Annotated in this window: 3 protein-coding genes; all 3 read right to left on the bottom strand. The window is 69.5% G+C overall.

Features of this window, described 5'->3' with window-relative positions; genetic code table 11:
* Positions 1–94: 94 nt before the first annotated feature.
* Positions 95–952, bottom strand: a complete 858-nt coding sequence (locus Q8Q85_12555; GenBank protein ID MDP3775087.1) for a hypothetical protein — start codon at positions 950–952, stop codon at positions 95–97.
* Between the two features lie 338 nt (positions 953–1,290).
* On the bottom strand, positions 1,291–1,704 hold the full coding sequence (locus Q8Q85_12550; GenBank protein ID MDP3775086.1) for a hypothetical protein: 414 nt from the start codon (positions 1,702–1,704) through the stop codon (positions 1,291–1,293).
* 2 nt (positions 1,705–1,706) lie between these two features.
* Positions 1,707–2,533: hypothetical protein (locus Q8Q85_12545; GenBank protein ID MDP3775085.1), on the bottom strand; the 827-nt coding region annotated here is incomplete at its 5' end.

Here is a 2,533-nt window from a genome sequence, read left to right as displayed (position 1 = left end):
ATGAAATAGAAAACTCCCGACAGGAGGCAACGGGCGCCAGGGGGAGCGCGCGTGACCATCCTGCCGGGAGCGAGTTGGCGATCGTGCCGAGGAGCTATTCGGCACTCGGCGAGAAGTCGACGAACCAGTTGGCACCGCCGGTCCCGTTGTCGGCCAACGATTCCGGAACCACGGTGTCGCCGAGCGTGACGACCGGATCCGCGAGCTGGACCAGTCCGTTCGACTGGTTCGCGAGCCACACGCCGTTGAACGGGTCGTCGCAATTGCGGAGGCACGCGTTGAACACGTGGCCATCCGCTGCGGCGTCGGCGAACTGGGCGCGGATCTCGCGACCGCTCGGTCCACCGAGGGCGAACGCGGCGCACGCCCAGCCACCACCGAAGGTGGAGCAGAAGCGCGCGGTCCCGTCGACCGTCTGTCCCTCGGGGACCTCGATGACGATCGTAATCGGCTCGGGTGTCGGCACTGCATCCGGATCCAGCGTACCGGCGTCCGGGCTCGTGGCGATGCCGTCAGGCGACGCGGCGCTGTCCGGAGCGGGCGCTCCGGCATCCGGCTCGAGTGCACCGCTGTCGGCGCTCGGGGCTTCGGCGTCCGGCTCGGCCTCGGCTTCTGCTTCGGCCTCGCTCTCGGCCTCCGCTTCCGCCTCGGCTTCGCTTTCCGATTCGGACTCCGCGGCGTCGGGCGGGCCGGCGTCGGTCTCGACGCTCGAGCACGCGCCGTCCACGCACGCGAGGCCGTCCTCGCAATCGGAGTGCACGAAGCACTCGGCTTCGCTCTCGCTCTCCGACTCGCTCTCGGACTCGGCCTCCGCTTCGGCCTCGGCTTCCGACTCGGCGGGCTCGGGCGCGCCGCGCGAGGATTCGAACCGCTCGCGATCGCGAGCGTCCACCGTGCAGGCCGCGAACGCGGCCAGTGCCGCGACGAGCGCGGCGTTCATCGGGTTCTTCATCTGCCTTGCCTCCTTTGGCTTTCTGCCGCATTGCGGCTGAGTTGTTGTGCCACCGGCCTTGTCCGATGGCTGACATCCTTGGTTCTGAAAGGTCTCTGCGCACGCATGTGCGACAGCACACTGTAGCATGCCGACACCGCTGCGTCAAGGGGGCTCCCTCAACCCTGTCATTGCGAATGGAGCCGCAGCGAAGTGAAGCAATCTCATACGGAACGATGAGGCGCAGAGATTGCTTCGTCGCTGCGGCTCCTCGCAATGACAATATTGGAAAATTTCAATTCCTGAAAAGGTAAAGAGGCGGTCCCGGGGGACCGCCTCTCGTGTTCGTTGATCGTGCGCTACTGACTCACGTGCAGCCAGTAGTTGCCGCCGTCCAGCGTGTTGTCCACGGGCTCGGCGACGTACGGCAGCGGGCCGGCCAGGGTGAGCTCGCCGACTTCGACGAAGCCGCCGAGACCGTCCTGCGTGACCGCCCAGTTGGGCTCGACCGTGAACGAGAAGTTCATGACGTAGCCGCCTTCCGCCGGCGATTGCTCGAGCCGGACGGCGTCGAGCGGGCCGGACCAGGTGACCGAGCGACCGGCGACGTCCTGGCTGCACCGCCACTCGCCGTCGAAGTTGTCGCACAGCGAGACCGAGGAAGCGGCTTCGGGCGCGGTGTACGTGACTTCGTACTCCGTGCCGACTTCGTCCTCGGGACGCGCGTCGATCGTGCAAGCCGCGAGCGCGGCCACCGCCAGGATGGCGCGCATGACTAGCGCTCCACCGTGACGAGGTTGAAGTCGTCGCTCGCCGCGTCGGCGATGAACAGCACCGCCAACGTTCCCGCCGCGATCGGCAGGACGTAGCACAGCAGCTTCCCGCCGGCTCCGTCGCAGGTGCCCTTGGGCTCCGGCAGCGGGGGCGCGGCCGGGAACTGGCCGAGGCCTTCGCGTCCGGCCGGCGCCGTCACCTTCAGCACACCCGCGTAGGCCGCGCCCGACGGATCGGCGCTCGGCCGCTCCAGCTGGACGCCCCACCGGGGCTTGTTGCAGGTGAACTGGCCGCTCGCCGTCCACGCGCCCTGGAAACCGGGCGGACAGTTCCGCTCGGCGAACGCGGTCATGTCGACCGGGCCGGGCGGACCGTCTTCGTCGCCGCTCGTCGAGAGCCGCAGCTTGAGCGCGTCGCGCTCGGCGGCTGCGGCCTGCGCCGCGGCGAGGGCCGCGTCGCGCGCCGTCGCGCAATCGCCCGCGCCGGCCGTGCACGTCCCGAGCTGGGCCTCGATGGCCGCCCGGTCGTCGGCCGCGTGCTTGCGCGCGCGGGCCATGGTCTCGGCGTGGCGCGTGATGCAGCTCCTCGTGTTTTCCCCGAGGACCACCTTCTTCTGCGGCTTGATGCCGCACTCGGCCTGCACGGCTGCGATCGCGGCGAGATCCGTCCCGAGCGCCGCGACGAGCGCGGCCTCGATTGCGCCGGCGTCCATGACGTTGGGCGCGACGGCTCGCTCGAGCTCCTCGAACTTCGGTCCCGCGATCGCGACCGCGGGGACCGACAGGGCGACCGCCATCACGGCGGCCAACGTCGACTTCTGCATGCTCG

This window comes from Gemmatimonadales bacterium (assembly GCA_030697825.1).
Lineage (GTDB): Bacteria > Gemmatimonadota > Gemmatimonadetes > Gemmatimonadales > JACORV01 > JACORV01.
This window is presented reverse-complemented; position numbering and strand designations above follow the sequence as displayed.